Origin of the sequence: Pseudomonas azadiae (assembly GCF_019145355.1) — a bacterium.
Lineage (GTDB): Bacteria > Pseudomonadota > Gammaproteobacteria > Pseudomonadales > Pseudomonadaceae > Aquipseudomonas > Aquipseudomonas azadiae.
Window position 1 is genome coordinate 160,143 of record NZ_JAHSTY010000001.1, and the last position, 15,953, is coordinate 176,095.

Annotated in this window: 13 protein-coding genes; 4 read left to right on the top strand and 9 right to left on the bottom strand. The window is 61.6% G+C overall.

Annotation, left to right across the window (positions count from 1 at the left end; translation table 11 throughout):
- The first annotated feature begins 25 nt into the window (after positions 1-25).
- From KVG91_RS00700 to KVG91_RS00715, 4 genes are all read left to right on the top strand, one after another.
- Positions 26-718 (top strand): heavy metal response regulator transcription factor, encoded by a 693-nt coding sequence (locus KVG91_RS00700; RefSeq protein ID WP_217894856.1) that lies wholly within the window; start codon positions 26-28, stop codon positions 716-718.
- The gene (locus KVG91_RS00705; protein WP_169378316.1) at positions 702-2,072 is read left to right on the top strand and encodes a heavy metal sensor histidine kinase; all 1,371 of its coding nucleotides are present in this window, start codon (positions 702-704) and stop codon (positions 2,070-2,072) included. Before KVG91_RS00700 ends, KVG91_RS00705 begins: the two co-directional genes overlap by 17 nt.
- A gap of 381 nt (positions 2,073-2,453) precedes the next feature.
- The gene (locus KVG91_RS00710) at positions 2,454-3,776 is read left to right on the top strand and encodes an OprD family porin (protein ID WP_169378317.1); all 1,323 of its coding nucleotides are present in this window, start codon (positions 2,454-2,456) and stop codon (positions 3,774-3,776) included.
- A gap of 85 nt (positions 3,777-3,861) precedes the next feature.
- Positions 3,862-5,364, top strand: a complete 1,503-nt coding sequence (locus KVG91_RS00715; RefSeq protein WP_169378318.1) for a sensor domain-containing diguanylate cyclase — start codon at positions 3,862-3,864, stop codon at positions 5,362-5,364.
- 90 nt (positions 5,365-5,454) lie between these two features.
- Here the strand turns inward: KVG91_RS00715 and lpxC are convergent, their stop codons facing one another.
- The 9 genes from lpxC to murD form a co-directional block, all read right to left on the bottom strand.
- Complete coding sequence (gene lpxC, locus KVG91_RS00720; RefSeq protein ID WP_003171886.1) at positions 5,455-6,366, bottom strand: UDP-3-O-acyl-N-acetylglucosamine deacetylase; 912 nt, start codon at positions 6,364-6,366, stop codon at positions 5,455-5,457.
- Between the two features lie 112 nt (positions 6,367-6,478).
- Positions 6,479-7,684, bottom strand: coding sequence for a cell division protein FtsZ (gene ftsZ / locus KVG91_RS00725; RefSeq protein WP_017526184.1), 1,206 nt, complete (start codon positions 7,682-7,684; stop codon positions 6,479-6,481).
- A gap of 74 nt (positions 7,685-7,758) precedes the next feature.
- Entirely contained in the window at positions 7,759-9,021 is a 1,263-nt protein-coding gene (ftsA, locus tag KVG91_RS00730) for a cell division protein FtsA (protein ID WP_122712521.1), read from the bottom strand.
- Between the two features lie 15 nt (positions 9,022-9,036).
- Positions 9,037-9,906 (bottom strand): cell division protein FtsQ/DivIB, encoded by an 870-nt coding sequence (locus KVG91_RS00735; RefSeq protein ID WP_169378319.1) that lies wholly within the window; start codon positions 9,904-9,906, stop codon positions 9,037-9,039.
- Positions 9,907-9,909: 3 nt separating this feature from the next.
- Positions 9,910-10,890 carry a D-alanine--D-alanine ligase gene (locus KVG91_RS00740; RefSeq protein ID WP_169378320.1) on the bottom strand — a complete coding sequence of 327 codons (981 nt, stop codon included), beginning with the start codon at positions 10,888-10,890 and terminating at the stop codon, positions 9,910-9,912.
- Positions 10,887-12,332: a UDP-N-acetylmuramate--L-alanine ligase gene (gene murC / locus KVG91_RS00745; RefSeq protein ID WP_169378321.1), complete on the bottom strand. Its 1,446-nt coding sequence runs from the start codon at positions 12,330-12,332 to the stop codon at positions 10,887-10,889. The genes KVG91_RS00740 and murC overlap by 4 nt, the downstream gene beginning before the upstream one ends.
- Positions 12,325-13,395, bottom strand: a complete 1,071-nt coding sequence (gene murG, locus KVG91_RS00750; RefSeq protein ID WP_169378322.1) for an undecaprenyldiphospho-muramoylpentapeptide beta-N-acetylglucosaminyltransferase — start codon at positions 13,393-13,395, stop codon at positions 12,325-12,327. Before murG ends, murC begins: the two co-directional genes overlap by 8 nt.
- Positions 13,385-14,608, bottom strand: coding sequence for a putative lipid II flippase FtsW (gene ftsW / locus KVG91_RS00755; protein ID WP_169378323.1), 1,224 nt, complete (start codon positions 14,606-14,608; stop codon positions 13,385-13,387). Before ftsW ends, murG begins: the two co-directional genes overlap by 11 nt.
- On the bottom strand, positions 14,605-15,951 hold the full coding sequence (murD, locus tag KVG91_RS00760) for a UDP-N-acetylmuramoyl-L-alanine--D-glutamate ligase (protein ID WP_169378324.1): 1,347 nt from the start codon (positions 15,949-15,951) through the stop codon (positions 14,605-14,607). The genes ftsW and murD overlap by 4 nt, the downstream gene beginning before the upstream one ends.
- Positions 15,952-15,953 lie beyond the last annotated feature (2 nt).

A 15,953-nucleotide genomic window follows, 5' to 3' on the forward strand; every position in this document is an offset into this window, starting at 1 on the left:
AGGCCCCGACCTGGAGCAAAGGCTCATGCGCGTCCTGATTATTGAAGACGAAGAAAAAACCGCAGACTACCTGCACCGTGGCCTGACGGAACAAGGCTACACCGTCGACGTCGCGCGCGAAGGCGTCGAGGGTTTGCACCTGGCGCTGGAGAACGATTACGCGGTGATCGTGCTCGACGTGATGCTGCCCGGCCTCGACGGCTTTGGCGTATTGCGTGCGCTGCGTGCGCGCAAACAGACGCCGGTGATCATGCTCACCGCCCGCGAACGAGTGGAAGACCGCATTCGCGGCCTGCGCGAAGGCGCCGATGATTACCTGGGCAAACCCTTCTCGTTCCTGGAACTGGTGGCCCGCCTGCAAGCCCTTACCCGCCGCAGCGGCGGGCATGAACCGGTGCAGGTGACCGTCGCCGATCTGTGGATCGACCTGATCAGCCGCAAGGCCAGCCGCAATGGCCAGCGCCTGGACCTGACCGCCAAGGAGTTCTCGCTGCTCAGCGTATTGGCGCGGCGCCAGGGCGAGATCCTGTCCAAGACAGCGATTGCGGAAATGGTCTGGGACATCAATTTCGACAGCGACGCCAACGTGGTTGAAGTGGCGATCAAGCGGTTGCGCGCCAAACTCGACGGGCCATTCGATACCAAGCTGCTGCACACCATTCGCGGCATGGGCTACGTGCTGGAGAGTCGCCTGCAGGAGCATGCGACGGGTGGCTAACTCCATCGCCCTGCGCCTGAGCGGAATGTTTACGCTGGTGGCGGCGCTCATCTTCCTGTTGATCGGCGGCGCGCTGTATCAGCAGGTGGACCGCAGCCTGGGTTTGTTGCCGGGCGCCGAACTGGATGCGCGCTACAGCGTGTTGGAATCCTCGGTAAACCGCTTCGGCACGCCGGAGCATTGGGTCAAGATACAGGCCAAGCTCAGGCTGCTGGGCGAGGAAGACAAGCGCATCCGCTTCTGGGTGGTGAGCAGCGACCCGAACTATGAATACGGCAACCCCGATGCGCAGATCCGCGCGTTCGCCGAAGGGCCGACCGGCAAGCGCGACCTGCGCGTGCTGGGGCGTACGTACCCGCTCAAGGTGCTGGTGAGCCAGTTCCCGGCCAAGGACCAGCGCCCGCCACTGCGGTTCATGATCGCCATCGACACCGAGAATTTCCGTGCTACCCAGCACCACCTGCTGGTGGCTTTGATCAGCCTGGCGCTGGTGGGAGTCGTGATGGCATCGCTGCTGGGTTTCTGGGTGGCGCGCATCGGCCTGAAACCCTTGGGCAAACTCTCGGACGAGGCGCAGAAACTCGCACCGCCCAAGCTCTCCGGCCGCCTGCAACTGACACCGCTGCCGCCGGAATTGAGCCGGTTCGTCAATTCGTTCAACGCCACCCTGGACCGCGTCGAGCAGGCCTACTCGCGCCTGGAGTCGTTCAACGCCGATGTGGCCCACGAACTGCGCTCACCGCTGACCAACCTGATCGGCCAGACCCAGGTGGCGCTGACCCGTGGGCGTTCGGCCGAGCATTATTTCGAGGTGCTGCAATCCAACCTTGAAGAGCTGGAGCGCCTGCGTTCGATCATCAACGACATGCTGTTTCTCGCCAGTGCCGACCAGGGCAGCAAGGCCACCAAGCTGATCGAAAGCTCCCTGGCCGACGAAGTGGCAACCACCCTCGACTACCTGGACTTTATTCTCGAAGACGCCCAGGTCGAGGTCCAGGTACGTGGCGATGCCACGGTGCACATCGAAAAAGCCCACCTGCGCCGCGCGCTGATCAACCTGCTGAGCAACGCGGTGCAGCACACCGCGCCGGGGCAGATCATCGCTGTGAACATCGAGGTCCACGAACATCAGGTGGCGATCAGCGTGACCAACCCCGGCGATGAAATTGCCAGCGAACATCTGCCGCGGCTGTTCGAACGCTTTTATCGGGTGGATGCGTCACGCAGCAACAGCGGGGCCAATCACGGGCTGGGCCTGGCCATCGTCAAAGCGATTGCGCTGATGCACGGCGGCGATGTGTTCGTACGCAGCGAGCACGGCGGCAACACCTTCGGCATTACCCTGCCCGTGTAGCCAACTCGGTTTAACCTGTGGAGCTGGCTTGCCTGCGATAGCGGTGGTTCAGCAACTGACAAGGCGGCTGACATGACGCCATCGCAGGCAAGCCAGCTCCCACATTGGTAAATCATCCCCAGCACTGTTGCGATTTGGGCAACAGTCATTATCTTGTTACACTCTGTGTCGTACCGCTCGCCTGCGTTAAATTGACGCATCGATGAGCGCGACGGCAAAGGCAGTCTCCGCTTACCCGAATTTCCCTCGACTTATTTCCAGGGCTCTGCACTGGGAATCTGTCTTAAAGCCGCTGACTTCAGCGGCTTTTTTTTGCCGTTAAAAAGGCCAGGCACACCTCACGACACTGGCCGTTTGCGTTTGACCAAAGGAGCTTTACCGGTGAAGAACTCGCTGACGTTCACCCCGTTATTCCTCGCGATTGCAGCAACGATCGCCCCACTTGCCCACGCGGCAGGTTCCAACCCCACCGACGGTTTCGTCGAGGGTTCCCACCTCAACCTCAACGCCCGCAACTACTACATGAACCGCGACCGTCGCGACCTCCACACCGACGACAGCAAGGAGTGGGGCCAAGGTTTCATCGGTACCTTCGAGTCCGGCTACACCCAAGGCGCTGTCGGTTTCGGCCTGGACGCTCACGCCATGCTCGGCCTCAAACTGGACGGCGGTGGCGGCACTGACGGCTCCAGCATCCTTCCGTACGGCGGCGGCAACGGCAAGGCGCCCGGTTCATTCTCCACGGCCGGCGGCACTCTGAAAATGCGCGCGTTTGATACCGAGCTGAAGGCCGGCGACCTGTTCCTCAACAATCCGGTGATCGCCGGTGGCATGACCCGCATGCTGCCGCAAACCTTCCGCGGCGTGAGCCTGACCAACCACAGCCTCGACGGCTGGATGTTCGAAGGGGGCCAAGCCAGCTTCACCAAGCTTTACAACCAGAGCGGCCACCGCCGTATCGGCACCAGCTATGGCGCGCTGCCGAACGCTGCGGGCAGCCAGCACATGAACTGGGCGGGCGTGTCGTTCAGCGGTATCGACGGGTTGTCCAGCAACCTTTATGCTTCCGAGCTCAAGGACGTGTGGCAGCAGTACTACTACGACCTGGACTACACCTACGCGGTAAATGAGATGATCAGTCTCAACCCCGGCCTGCACTACTACCACACCCAGGACACCGGCCAGTCGCTGCTCGGGGATATCGACAACAACACCTACAGCCTGCATTTCACCGTGAACGCCGGCCATCACAGCGTTACCGCCGCTTATCAGCGGGTCAACGGCAATACGCCGTTCGACTACATCGCCCAAGGCGACAGTGTGTACCTGGACAATTCCCAGCAATATTCGGACTTCAACGGCCCCAACGAGCGCTCATGGAAACTCAAGTACGCCTATAACTTCGGCGGCCTGGGCTTGCCCGGCCTGACCTCGGCCGTGTCCTATATCAGCGGCAAGACCGACCTGAGCAAAGTCGACCCGCAAAGCCGTGGCTATAGCGCCTGGTACAGCGCCGACGGCAAGGATGCCAAGCACTGGGAGCGGGACATCGACGTGAAATACGTGGTTCAGGGTGGCAAGGCCAAGGACCTGGCGGTGCGCCTGCAATGGGCGGCCAACCGTGGCAGCAACGGCTATTCGGCGGTGGACAGGGACGTGGATGAGTACCGGGTGATCGTCGACTATCCGATCAACGTGTTCTGACGAATAAAGATTTCTTTTCAACCTGCAGCTAATCTCCATCGGGTAGAACTAAACTGCCAGCATCCTCACCGCTGAAGTCTGCCCGATGAGCCAACGCCCCGCCCGTCTCTCGCCTGCACATCCGGAGCTGTTGCTGATGCTCGGCAGCGGCGTCACTGTCGCCCTGATCGTGATCATCGTCGCGGCGTTGTTGATCCGCGAGCACGCCAGTACCTTGCAGGCGGCCAAGCGCTCGACCACCAACATCGCCCAACTGATCAATGCCGATGTGCTACGCAACGTCGAGCTGTACGACCTGGCGCTCAAAGGGCTGATCGCAGCCAAACAGCGTGAAGACTTGGCCCAGGTCGCGCCCAGTATCCAGCACTTGATGCAGTTTGATTTATCCACAGCTGCGCCGTTCAAAGGCGAAGTATTGCTGCTGGACGCCGACGGCACTGTGATCGCAGACTCCTCGACCCTGCATCCCACACCACGCAACTTCGCCAACCGCGACTATTTCAAGGTTCACGTGAGGGACCTGCAAACAGGCTTGTTTATCAGCCGGCCATTCAGGGTCCATTGCGACTGCGAACAGGTATGGCGCATTGCTTTCAGCCGGCGCGTGTCGGGGCCCAATGGCGAGTTCCTCGGCGTAGCAGTCGCAACCATGCGCCTGGCGTATTTCGATCAGTTGTTCAGCACCCTGACGATCGGTAACAGCAGCAGCGTCAACCTGCTCAACAACCGCGGCGTCCTATTGGCCCAGCAGCCCTTGCTCGAACGCGACATGATCGACAAGGACCTCAGCGAGCGGCCGAATTTCAAACGCATATTGCGTGAAGGCAGTGGCAGCTTCCAGGCCATCTCCGCCATCAGTGGCAAGGAACGCCTGTATACCTTCACCAACGTCGGCGAGCTGCCGCTGATCGTGGTGGTGGCCCTGTCCAGTGACGATGTATTCGCTGCATGGAAACGCGCCGCGCTGTTGACCAGCAGCGCCACCGGGATCCTTTGCGTCGGCCTGCTGTGGCTCACCTGGATGTTACGCCGCGAACTGCGACGCCGCTTTCGTGCCGAACGGGTGCTGTCAGAACTGGCGGCCACCGACGCACTGACTGGCCTGGCCAACCGCCGCATCCTGGACGAACGCCTGCGCCTGGAATGGGACCGCGCACAACGCTCGAACGAACCGCTGACGTTGCTGATGATCGATGTGGACCACTTCAAGGCCTTCAACGATCGACACGGCCATCAAGGCGGCGACGAAGCATTGCGCACGGTTGCCCAAGTGATCGGCAGCAACATCCGCCGACCTGCCGACCTGGCGGCGCGGTATGGCGGGGAAGAGTTTGCGGTGGTACTGCCGCATACCGACACTCAGGGTGCCTGGGTCATCGCCGAGCACATCCGCAGCAGCGTCGAACACCTGCCACGGGTGGCGGGCGATGAGCGACCGATTACCGTGAGTATTGGACTGAGCACCTGGCACAAGCGCAACCGCCAGTCGCTGGAAGCACTGCTGCTGACTGCCGACCAGGCGTTGTACGAGGCCAAGCACCGTGGGCGCAATCGTATCGTGGACGCTGCCACCCTCCAGGCTCTGTGAGTCAAGCCATCCACCTGACACAGCAAATTCCCAAATAAAAAAAGGCCACCCGAAGGCAGCCTTTTAAAACTAAAGAAAGAGAGTTGTTACTTACACCGCCGCAACGGGACGCATGTAAGAGATCGGTGCGGTGCTGGCATCTTCGAAGGTCACGACTTCCCAAGCGTCTGTCTGCTCAATCAACTTGCGCAGCAGCTGGTTGTTAAGGGCGTGGCCCGACTTGAAGCCTTTGAACTCGCCTATCAGGCTATTGCCCAGCAGGTAGAGGTCACCGATTGCATCGAGGATCTTGTGCTTGACGAATTCGTCTTCGTAGCGAAGGCCGTCTTCGTTCAGTACACCATCCGCGTCGACCACAATGGCGTTTTCAACGCTGCCGCCGAGTGCGAGGTTGTGCTTGCGCAGGTACTCGATGTCACTCATGAAACCAAAGGTACGGGCGCGGCTGACTTCTTTTACAAACGAAGTGCTGGAAAAATCCACGCTTGCACTTTGGGTGCGGTCGCGGAATACCGGGTGATCGAAATCGATCTCAAAGCTCACTTTAAAGCCTTCGAACGGGACGAAGGTGGCGCGCTTGTCGCCGTCTTCTACTGTCACTTCCCGCAGAATGCGAATGAACTTCTTGGCTGCGTCCTGTTCTTCCAGGCCGGCAGATTGAATCAGGAATACGAAAGGTCCAGCGCTGCCATCCATGATTGGGACTTCGGACGCGGAGAGCTCGACGTAGGCGTTATCGATGCCCAAACCGGCCATGGCCGAGAGCAAGTGCTCCACCGTGTCCACTTTGACGTCACCGTTGACCAATGTGGTCGACATAGTGGTTTCGCCAACGTTTTCCGCGCGAGCAGGAATCTGCACCACAGGGTCCAGGTCGGCACGAACAAACACGATGCCGGTGTCGACAGGTGCGGGCTTGAGGGTCAGGTATACCTTCTCCCCGGAGTGCAGACCTACACCTGTGGCACGGATAATATTCTTCAGGGTGCGTTGTTTAATCATGGCTTGGACCGCTTGAGCGCAAATTGCGAACTGGTATCAACAAAGGCTGGCGATAATAGCAGACCAGACCTTTGCTGAACACCAATCACCTTCATAGCCCTGATACATTCCATCAATCGGCCTGACGACGCAGGAATGCCGGGATATCCAGGTAGTCCAGATCATCTTGCGGATTCGGGCTACGAGATGCCGCAGCACCGGCTTGCGCCTGATTGCGCATCACGGTCGGACGGTCCAGGTCACGGTAGTTCACCGACGGCAGTTCCTGGCGCGAAGGCGCTGGAGCGGCAGCCGCTTGGCTGGCGTGGCTGGCCTGGCTGTTATGCAGGGTGTTGTCGATGACCTTTACAGGCTTCTCGATTTTCGCACCCAGGCCGGTCGCAACCACGGTCACGTGCAGTTCGTCACGCATGTCCGGATCGATCACGGTACCGACCTTGACCATCGCGTGTTCGGAAGCGAAGGCTTCGATGATGCTACCCACGTCGGAGTACTCACCCAGGGACAGGTCGGGACCTGCGGTGATGTTCACCAGGATGCCGCGCGCGCCTTGCAGGTTCACGTCTTCGAGCAATGGGTTGCGGATGGCCGCTTCGGTGGCTTCACGCGCACGGTTCGGACCGCTGGCGCAGCCAGTGCCCATCATCGCCATGCCCATTTCGCTCATGACGGTACGGACGTCGGCAAAGTCGACGTTGATCATGCCTGGACGCTTGATGATGTCGGAGATACCGCGAACGGCACCGGCCAGTACATCGTCAGCCTTGGCGAACGCGGACAGCAAGCTTGCGTCCTTGCCCAGGATGGTCAGCAGCTTCTCGTTGGGAATGGTGATCAACGAGTCGACACTTTCAGACAGCAGACGGATACCTTCGTCGGCGATCTGCATACGTTTGCGGCCTTCGAACGGGAACGGACGGGTCACGACGGCAACCGTCAGGATCCCCATTTCCTTGGCCACTTCGGCAATGATCGGCGCTGCACCGGTACCGGTACCGCCGCCCATGCCCGTGGTGATGAACACCATGTTGGTGCCTTGCAGCACTTCGGCAATCCGCTCGCGGTCTTCCAGGGCGGCTTGACGGCCGACTTCCGGATTGGCGCCAGCGCCGAGGCCCTTGGTCACGGCTGTGCCCAGTTGCAGGATGGTCCGCGCGCCGATGCTTTTGAGCGCCTGGGCATCAGTGTTGGCGCAGATGAATTCAACGCCTTCAATGTTGCTCTTGACCATATGGTTGACAGCGTTGCCGCCGCCACCGCCGACACCGATCACTTTGATGACCGGGCTAGCGGGGATGTTGTCTACGAGTTCAAACATGTTCCCTCTCCTTTCGTTATCTCTAGTTTTTTCGCCTACTGCTTTGTTGCGTGTTGCGGTGCCGCGGTAAATCGTTAGAAGTTGCCCTTGACCCACGCCTGCAAGCGCTCGAACAACGGCGCTTTGGGCTCGTCGTCGCTGCGGTAGCTGTCACGGTTGCTCGGGCCCGACAGAGAAATGCCGTCGGTCTGCTTTTGCAGTCCGTACAACAGCAAGCCCACGCCGGTGGAATAAATCGGGTTGCGTACCACGTCGCCCAGGCCCTTGACGCCATGGGGCACGCCCAGGCGCACCGGCATGTGGAAGATTTCCTCGGCCAACTCGACCGCGCCTTCCATCTTCGAGGTACCACCGGTCAGCACAATGCCGGCCGGGATCAAATCTTCGTAGCCGCTGCGGCGCAGTTCAGCCTGGATCAGGGTGAACAGTTCGTCGTAGCGCGGCTCGACCACTTCGGCCAGGGCCTGGCGCGACAGTTCACGCGGTGGACGGTCGCCCACGCTCGGCACTTTGATGGTCTCGCCGGCACCGGCCAGCTTGGCCAGGGCGCAGGCGTAGCGGATCTTGATTTCTTCGGCGTACTGGGTCGGTGTACGCAGCGCCATGGCGATGTCGTTGGTCACTTGGTCGCCGGCAATCGGGATCACCGCGGTGTGACGGATCGCACCCTCGGTGAAGATCGCGATGTCGGTGGTGCCGCCGCCGATGTCCACCAGGCACACGCCCAGTTCTTTTTCGTCGTCGGTCAGTACCGAGTAGGCCGAAGCCAACTGCTCGAGAATGATGTCGTCGATTTCCAGGCCGCAGCGGCGCACGCATTTTTCGATGTTCTGGGCGGCGTTGACGGCGCAGGTCACCACGTGAACCTTGGCTTCAAGACGAACGCCCGACATGCCCAGCGGCTCGCGAACGCCTTCCTGGTTGTCGATCACGTAGTCCTGGGGCAGCGTGTGCAGCACGCGCTGGTCAGCCGGGATCGCCACGGCCTGGGCGGCGTCGAGGACGCGCTCAAGGTCGGCCGAGCTGACTTCGCGGTCGCGAATCGCCACGATGCCGTGGGAGTTCAGGCTGCGGATATGGTTGCCGGCCACGCCGACAAACGCCGAGTGGATCCGGCAACCGGCCATCAGCTGCGCTTCTTCGATGGCGCGCTGGATCGATTGCACGGTGGACTCGATGTTGACCACCACGCCCTTCTTCAGGCCCCGGGACGGATGCGTGCCAATACCGACGATTTCGATCGTGCCGTCTTCCCCGACCTCGCCCACCAGCGCCACCACCTTGGAGGTGCCGATATCGAGACCGACGATCATTTTGCCGCTTTGCACGTTTGCCATGGGTCCTGCCTCTTCTTAATTCTTCGCGACAGCGGGTTGCGCTGCCGTGGGCGCAGCCGGTTCACGCCAGCCGACGGCAAGGCCGTTGGCGTAACGCAGGTCGACGCTCGCAATGTTCGTAATCTGTTCTTTCAAGGTCTTGTCATAGATGGCGATGAAACGGCGCATCTTTTCCACCAGGCGGTCGCGTCCCAGCAACAACTGGATGCCCGGGCCGGAACTGCCTGCCCCGGTCGTCAAAAACCAGCTGCCCCGTTCACGCAGTTCCAGGCGTGCAATGGAGAAGCCCAGCGGCCGCAGCATCTGGCTCAAGGCCTGGTACTGCTGCATCACTTGCTGCTGCGCCCGCTGCGGCCCGAACAGCTGCGGCAGGTGCTCATAATTAGCCAGCTCACGCGGGGTGAACGCCTGGCCCTGGTTGTTCAACAGCGCTTCGTCGCCCCAACGGGCCACGGGCAGTTGCTCTTCCAGGCGGATCGTCACCTGGTCCGGCCACACGCGACGCACTTCGGCGTGGGCGATCCACGGCATTTGTTCCAGCTCGGCGCGCATGCCGGCCAAATCGATGGTAAAGAAGCTCGCCGCCAGGAACGGCCCGATACGCTGCTGCACCGCTTGCTGGCTGATGTAGCTCAAGTCGCCCTGCACGCTGATCTTGGTGATCGGGCGATCGGCGTACGGCAGTAGACGCTGCGCGCCCTCGTAAGTGCCAAAGCCCAACACCACCAGCAGCACCGGCCAGAACAGCGCCTTGATAAAACCAAAGTTGGCTTTGGGCAGGCGCGCCGACATCGGCTCTTTAGCCACCATTCGGCTGGCACCCCGTGGCACCGGCTTGCGGCTCGGTGCTTGTGGGGGCTGATGACGAAGCGATGCGCCTTTCATGTCTTAGCCTCGGTTCCTTACTTCACCGGCACCTTCACCGGTAACGCTTGCCGCCAGGATCGCCAGCACCAACTGCTGGAAATCCAGACCGGCTGCGCGAGCGGCCATGGGCACCAGGCTGTGGTCGGTCATGCCGGGCGCAGTGTTGACTTCCAGGAACCAGAAATTCCCTTGGTCGTCCTGCATCACGTCTGCCCGCCCCCAACCGGCGATACCCAACGCCTCACAAGCTTTCGCCGTGAGGTCCATCAATTCCTGTTCTTTGCTTGCATCGAGGCCGCAGGGGATCCGGTACTGGGTATCGGAAGCCACGTACTTGGCGTCGTAGTCGTAAAAGGTGTGGGGCGTGCCCAATGCGATAGGCGGCAATACCTGGCCACGCAGGGTGGCGATGGTGTACTCGGGACCCTGGATCCACTGTTCCACCAACACTTGCGAATCGTAGGTACTTGCCGCTTTCCATGCGTCGATCAATTCGGCGGCCGAGTTCACTTTGGCCATGCCGATACTGGAGCCTTCATGGGCTGGTTTGACGATCAAAGGCAGGCCCAGTTCCTTGGCTGCAGAAATACAATCGTCCTCGCTGCACAGCACGCTGTGACGGGGGGTCGGAATGCCCAGGCTGTGCCAGATTTGCTTGGTGCGCAGCTTATCCATCGCCAGCGCCGACGCAAGAATTCCACTGCCGGTGTAAGGGATGCCGGCACACTCCAACAGGCCCTGCATGCTGCCGTCTTCACCGCCACGGCCATGCAGGATAATGAAGGCGCGATCGATCTTCTCGGCCTGCAGGCGGGCGAGGAAGTCATCGCCCACGTCGATGCCGAATGCGTCCACGCCCGCGCTTTGCAGCGCTTGGAGCACGGCGTTGCCAGACTTGAGCGACACTTCACGCTCAGCACTTTTACCGCCGAACAACACCGCTACGCGGCCAAAATCAGCCGGTGCCATGGTCGAAAACAGGGAGGCGTAGTCAGTGATCATTTCGACTTCCCCTTGGTCGCAGCAAAGAGTGGGCTCGCCAACAATTTAGGCGCAAGGCCACCGATATCACCGGCGCCCTGGCACAGCAGAATGTCACCGGCACGCAGCAGCGGCTTGACGATGGGCGCCAGGTCCACGCCTCGCTCGATGTAGATCGGGTCCAACTGGCCACGCTGACGGATGCTGTTGCACAGCTTGCGGCTGTCGGCGCCCGGAATCGGCTCTTCACCGGCCGGGTACACTTCCATCAGCAGCAGCACGTTGGCATCGGCCAATACATTGACGAAATCGTCGTACAGATCGCGCGTACGGCTGTAACGGTGCGGCTGGTAGACCATCACCAGACGGCGATCCGGCCAGCCACCGCGTACGGCCTTGATCACGGCCGCGACTTCGGTGGGGTGGTGACCATAGTCGTCCACCAGCATCACATCACCGCCCTCGACCGGCAGTTGACCGTAGACCTGGAAGCGTCGGCCGACCCCGGCAAACCGCGACAGGCCTTCGACGATGGCTTCATCGCTGACGCCTTCATCGGTGGCGATGCAGATGGTCGCCAGCGAGTTCAGCACGTTGTGGTTGCCCGGCATGTTTACCGATACATCCAGCGGCTCACGGTCCGGGCGCAGTACGGTGAAATAGGTTTGCATGCCTTCCTGGCGCACATTGATTGCGCGCACGTCGGCGTCTTCGCTGAAGCCGTAGGTGACAGTCGGACGCTTGACCAGCGGCAGGATTTCGCGCACCACCGGATCGTCCAGGCACACCACGGCCAGGCCATAGAACGGCAGGTTATGCAGGAACTCGACGAAGGTTTTCTTCAGTTTGTTGAAGTCGCCGTCGTAAGTGGCCATGTGGTCGGCGTCGATGTTGGTGACCACGGCGACCAGCGGTTGCAGGTGCAGGAAGCTGGCGTCACTTTCATCGGCTTCGGCGATCAGGTAGCGGCTGGTGCCGAGCTGGGCATTGGTGCCGGCTGCATTCAGGCGCCCCCCGATGACGAACGTCGGGTCCAGTCCACCGGCCGCGAACACCGAGGCGATCAGGCTGGTGGTGGTGGTTTTGCCGTGCGTACCGGCGACGGCGATGCCGTGGCGATAGCGCATCAGCTCGGCGAGCATCTCGGCGCGGGGCACCACCGGAATGCGGCGTTCCAGAGCGGTGGCCACTTCCGGGTTGGAGGTGTTCACGGCACTGGACACCACCAGCACGTCGGCCTCGGCGGCGTTCTCGGCGCGGTGGCCGATAAAGATCTGGGCGCCAAAGGACTTCAGGCGATCGGTGACCGGCGATTCTTTCAAATCAGAGCCGGACACCTGGTAGCCCAGGTTCAGCAATACTTCGGCAATGCCGCACATGCCCACGCCGCCGATACCGACGAAGTGGATACGACGGATGCGGCGCATTTCCGGCTGCGGCATGGCTTTCTGATTCTCAACCATGGGCCACCTCCAGGCAGATATCGACCACGGTGCGGGTTGCATCAGGTTTGGCCAGGCGGCTTGCGGTGCTCGCCATGCTATTGAGTCGTTCCGGTTGCATCAAAACCTCGGTCAGGCGTGCGGCCAAATCGGCGGCGCCAGTCGTTCTTTGCGGCAGCAGGAAGGCAGCGCCCTCCCCGGCCAAATATTCGGCGTTGCGGGTCTGGTGGTCGTCGATGGCATGGGGCAAGGGCACCAGCAAGGACGGCAGACCGGCAGCAGCCAGTTCACTGATGGTCAGCGCGCCAGCGCGACAGACCACCAGGTCGGCCCAGCCATAGGCGTGGGCCATGTCTTTGATGAAGGGCTGTACGTTCGCCTCCACACCGGCCTCGCGATAGCGCGAGGCGGTGACTTCACCGTGATGTTTGCCGGCCTGATGGAAGACTTCCGGACGCAACTCCACAGGGAGCTGCGCCAGTGCCTGCGGCAGCAATGTGTTCAGCGGCTCCGCGCCCAGGCTCCCGCCCATGACCAGCAGGTGCGCCTTGCGCCCGACCAATGCCTGGCGAGCGATATCCATAAACAGTTCAGTGCGCACCGGGTTGCCGGTGGTGCGCAGTTTGTCCGAGGCGCCAAATGTCTTCGGAAAGGCCTCGCACACCCGTGCAGCCAGGGGCACCAACAGGCGGTTGGCGGTCCCGGCAACGGCGTTCTGTTCGTGCACGATCACCGGTACACCGGCGAGCTTGGCGGCGACACCACCGGGACCTGTCACGTAACCACCAAAGCCGAGTACACACACCGGCTTCAATTCACGAATGATTCGACGTGCCTGCCACACTGCCTTGAACAACACGAACGGCGCCTTGAGCAGGGACAATTTGCCCTTGCCACGCAGGCCGGCGACGTTGATCAAATGCAACGGCAGGCCGGCATTGGGCACCAGCTCGTTTTCGATCCCGCGCGGCGTGCCCAGCCAGTGCACGCTGTAGCCACGGGCCTGGAACTCCCGCGCACACGCCAGGGCCGGGAACACGTGGCCCCCGGTGCCGCCGGCCATGATCAGCACGTTAGCGCCCATGGGTCGGCTCCTCGGCGAAGTCGCTTTCGCTGAACTCCATGTCTTCGCTGCCCAAGTGGGTTCGACTCTCCCACTCGATGCGCAGCAACAAGCCCAGGCAAGCACAGCAAATCACCAACGAACTGCCGCCATAACTGAGGAATGGCAAGGTCAGGCCCTTGGTCGGCAGCAGGCCGACGTTCACGCCGATGTTGATCAGGAACTGGCCGATCCACAGGAACGACAAGCCGTACGCCACATATGCGGCGAAATACTGTTTGGCCCGCTCGGCCCACAGGCCGATGTACATGCCGCGTACGCACACGAACACGAACAGCGCGACGGTGAGCAGCGAACCGACCACGCCGAGCTCTTCGGCGAGTACAGAGAACACGAAGTCGGTGTGGGCTTCGGGCAAGTAGAACTGCTTCTGCACGCTGTTGCCCAAGCCGACGCCGAGCCATTCGCCGCGACCGAAAGCGATCAACGCCTGGGTCAACTGGTAACCGGAACCGAATTGATCGGACCAGGGGTCGGTAAAGGTGATCAGACGCGCCATCCGATAGGGCTGCGCGAGGACCAGAAGGTAGACGGCAACCACGGCCAGCACCACCATCAAGGTGAAACGGAACAAGCCCACGCCACCGAGGAACAGCATCGCCGCCGCCGCGCCCATCATCACCACCGTGGCACCAAAGTCGGGCTCCATCAGCAACAGGCCAGCCATGGGCAGCAGCACGATGAACGGCTTGAAGAAGCCCATCCAGCTTTCGCGCACTTCTTTCTGACGCCGTACCAGGTAGCCGGCGAGGTAGATCACCACGAACACCTTGGCGATTTCCGACGGCTGCACGTTGAACGCACCAAAGCCGATCCAGCGCATCGAACCGTTCACCTCGCGGCCGATGCCGGGCAGGATCACCATGACCAGCAAGCCGAACGCGACGATCAGCATCATCCAACCCAGGCGCTGCCAGGTGGCGATGGGGATCATCATGGTGACGATGCACGCGCCCAGGCCGATCACCAGGTACACCAGGTGGCGGATCATCATGTACAGGGTGTTGCCCGATTGCACGGCGGCCACTTCGGAGGACGCGGACGTGATCATCACCAGGCCCAGGCCCAGCAACGCCAGGCAACCGGCGAGCATCGGGAAATCCAAGTCGATACCGCGCCCGGTAATGATCGGCGACGGGTACGGCTTGATGATGTTTCTGAAGTCGATACTCATGCCAAGGCCTCCACAGCGCGGGCGAACAGCTGGCCGCGCTCTTCGTAGTGCTTGAACATGTCGAAACTGGCGCACGCCGGCGACAGCAGCACCGCATCGCCCGGCTGGGCCAGGGCTTTGCACTGGGCGATGGCGTCATCCAGGGAATTGGCGCGTACTTGCGGCACGGCGTCACCCAGGGCGGCGGCGATCAGGTCGGCGTCGCGGCCCATCAACACCACGGCGCGGCAATGCGCAGCCACCGGGCCTTTAAGGTCCTTGAAGTCGGCGCCCTTGCCATCGCCACCTGCGATCAGCACCAGCTTGCCGTCGATATCGGCGCCCAGGCCTTCGATCGCAGCCAGGGCCGCACCGACGTTGGTGGCCTTGGAATCGTTGTAATAGCTGACCCCGTTCAGGTCACGGACCCATTGGCAGCGATGTTCCAGACCGCCGAAGGTTCGCAGCGCCGACAGCATTGCGTCGAACGGCAAGCCAACCGCATGGCCGAGCGCCAACGCCGCCAGGGCGTTCGACTGGTTATGCGCGCCACGGATTTTCAGCTCGCGCACCGGCATCAGGTTCTGGAATTCGAAGGCCAGGTATTTCTCGCCATTCTCTTCGCGAATGCCGAACGCTTTGAAGTCGGGCTTGCTCAGGCCGAAGGTCCAGCACGGCATGCCCTCGCCGATCAGTGGACGGCTCAGGGCATCCTGGCGGTTGACCACAAATTGCCTGGCACCGCGGAAGATCCGGTGCTTGGCCAAGTGATAGGCCGGCAGGCCGCTGTAGCGGTCCATGTGGTCTTCACTGACATTCAATACGGTTGCCACTTCGGCACCGAGGTCGTGAGTGGTTTCCAGCTGGAAGCTCGACAACTCCATCACGTACAGCTCTACGTCGTCGCTGAGCAGGTCCAGTGCGGGCATCCCGAGATTGCCGCCCACCGCCACACGCTTGCCGGCAGCCATCGCCATTTCGCCGACCAGGGTGGTCACGGTGCTTTTTGCGTTGGAACCGCTGATCGCCACGATTGGCGCCTTGGCGTTACGTGCAAACAGGTCGATATCGCCGGACAGCTTCACGCCACGCGCCGCTGCGGCTTGCAGGGCCGGTGTCGCCAGGGCCAGGCCCGGGCTCACGTAGAGCTCATCGGCGCGGCACAGAAACTCGACATCCAGCTCGCCACAACGCACTTCCACGTGCGGGTAGTCACGGCGCAGCGTGACCAGCTCCGGTGGATTTTCCCGCGTATCGGCCACGGCAAACGACGTGCCCCGGTTCGCCAGGAAGCGAACCAGGGACATGCCGCTCTTGCCGAGGCCGACAACGATGCGGAAGTGGTCTGAAGCGATCAGGGACACTC

Bases quoted from the DNA above. Each gene is read 5' to 3' on its own strand.
- KVG91_RS00700 (WP_217894856.1), top strand. From the start codon at position 26: ATGCGCGTCCTGATTATTGAAGACGAAGAAAAAACCGCAGACTACCTG.
- KVG91_RS00705 (WP_169378316.1), top strand. From the start codon at position 702: ATGCGACGGGTGGCTAACTCCATCGCCCTGCGCCTGAGCGGAATGTTT.
- KVG91_RS00715 (WP_169378318.1), top strand. From the start codon at position 3,862: ATGAGCCAACGCCCCGCCCGTCTCTCGCCTGCACATCCGGAGCTGTTG.
- lpxC (WP_003171886.1), bottom strand. From the start codon at position 6,366: ATGATTAAACAACGCACCCTGAAGAATATTATCCGTGCCACAGGTGTA.
- ftsZ (WP_017526184.1), bottom strand. From the start codon at position 7,684: ATGTTTGAACTCGTAGACAACATCCCCGCTAGCCCGGTCATCAAAGTG.
- ftsA (WP_122712521.1), bottom strand. From the start codon at position 9,021: ATGGCAAACGTGCAAAGCGGCAAAATGATCGTCGGTCTCGATATCGGC.
- KVG91_RS00735 (WP_169378319.1), bottom strand. From the start codon at position 9,906: ATGAAAGGCGCATCGCTTCGTCATCAGCCCCCACAAGCACCGAGCCGC.
- KVG91_RS00740 (WP_169378320.1), bottom strand. From the start codon at position 10,890: ATGATCACTGACTACGCCTCCCTGTTTTCGACCATGGCACCGGCTGAT.
- murC (WP_169378321.1), bottom strand. From the start codon at position 12,332: ATGGTTGAGAATCAGAAAGCCATGCCGCAGCCGGAAATGCGCCGCATC.
- murG (WP_169378322.1), bottom strand. From the start codon at position 13,395: ATGGGCGCTAACGTGCTGATCATGGCCGGCGGCACCGGGGGCCACGTG.
- ftsW (WP_169378323.1), bottom strand. From the start codon at position 14,608: ATGAGTATCGACTTCAGAAACATCATCAAGCCGTACCCGTCGCCGATC.